A 1,068-nucleotide genomic window follows, 5' to 3' on the forward strand; every position below is an offset into this window, starting at 1 on the left:
GCAGGCAGGATAGTCATGCCTGTCTCACCGGGCGTACACCGATCATCATTGCAAGGAGTGTCGCATGGCCCTGAAGATCATTGCGTCGACGTGCACCGGCTGCTCGGCCTGCGAGCCGCAGTGCCCCAATGTCGCCATCTGTGAGAAAAGCGGTGTCTTCGCAATCGATCCGAAGAAATGCATGGAGTGCGACGGACAGTTCGATACTCCGCAATGCGTGGCGGTGTGCCCCGTGGACGGATGCATCGTTCCGGCCTAGCCCGTTTCCCCGCGCATCGCGCCACCTGCGTCTAACGACTGCTCACTTTGACGGAATCGAAACCATGCTGCCCAACCTTACCGTTACACCCGCTGCCGAAAAGTTCATGCGCCGTGTTGTGCGCTTTTCCGGCTTGCCATCTGGTGCGGGATTTCGTCTGCTTGTGAACTCTGGCGGCTGCTCTGGATACGATGCCGGATCCAGTGCCGTAACCGGGGCGCAGCCAGGCGACGAGGCGATGGAGATCAATGGTCTGCGTCTTTTCCTGCCCGCAGAAAGCCGTCTGCTGCTGGACGGTGTGACGATCGACTTCGTCGACACACCTGACCGGTCGGGTTTCGCGTTCATGAAGGACAATCCGGGACCTGGTGTTGCCGCCAGCGAAGGCGAACCCGGTGTCAGGCGCGTTGACGTGGGTGCGATCGGACACGGGCGTCCCTTGTTGCCGCCACCAGCATCGTGAAGCGCACACCCTGGCCTTTCGCAGGAGCAAATGATGAGTGACTTCCAAAACGAGGACGCCATCGAGGTCGCGTGTGCGCCATCATTCAGCATTGGCGAGCGTGTGATCGCGCGCTCGGTAATTCGCAACGATGGCACTTACACCGGCAAGAATATGGGCGAGCTTCTCGTGAACAAGGGCGACGCAGGCTACGTCACCCGGATCGACATGTTCCTGCAGCGGTTTTACATCTACGCGGTTCATTTCGTTGAAACAGACCGCAAGGTCGGCATGCGGGCGAAGGAACTGTGCACGCTCGACCATCTTCCCGAAGACGTGCTCGCCTGTCTGGGCGAGCGGGCCAAGG

The 1,068-nt window shown here is 60.2% G+C and carries 3 protein-coding genes; all 3 read left to right on the top strand.

Features of this window, described 5'->3' with window-relative positions; translation table 11 throughout:
• Positions 1-64: 64 nt before the first annotated feature.
• Complete coding sequence (locus VSR68_RS42490) at positions 65-259, top strand: 4Fe-4S binding protein (protein ID WP_342945374.1); 195 nt, start codon at positions 65-67, stop codon at positions 257-259.
• Between the two features lie 64 nt (positions 260-323).
• A complete protein-coding gene (locus tag VSR68_RS42495; protein WP_342937515.1) occupies positions 324-722 on the top strand; it encodes an iron-sulfur cluster assembly accessory protein in 399 nt (132 codons plus the stop codon).
• A 33-nt stretch (positions 723-755) separates the two neighbouring features.
• On the top strand, positions 756-1,068 hold a 313-nt coding region (locus VSR68_RS42500), incomplete at its 3' end, for a nitrogen fixation protein NifZ (protein ID WP_342945375.1).

Origin of the sequence: Paraburkholderia phymatum (assembly GCF_038900715.1) — a bacterium.
Classification (GTDB): domain Bacteria; phylum Pseudomonadota; class Gammaproteobacteria; order Burkholderiales; family Burkholderiaceae; genus Paraburkholderia; species Paraburkholderia phymatum_A.

Bases quoted from the DNA above. Each gene is read 5' to 3' on its own strand.
- VSR68_RS42490 (WP_342945374.1), top strand. From the start codon at position 65: ATGGCCCTGAAGATCATTGCGTCGACGTGCACCGGCTGCTCGGCCTGC.
- VSR68_RS42495 (WP_342937515.1), top strand. From the start codon at position 324: ATGCTGCCCAACCTTACCGTTACACCCGCTGCCGAAAAGTTCATGCGC.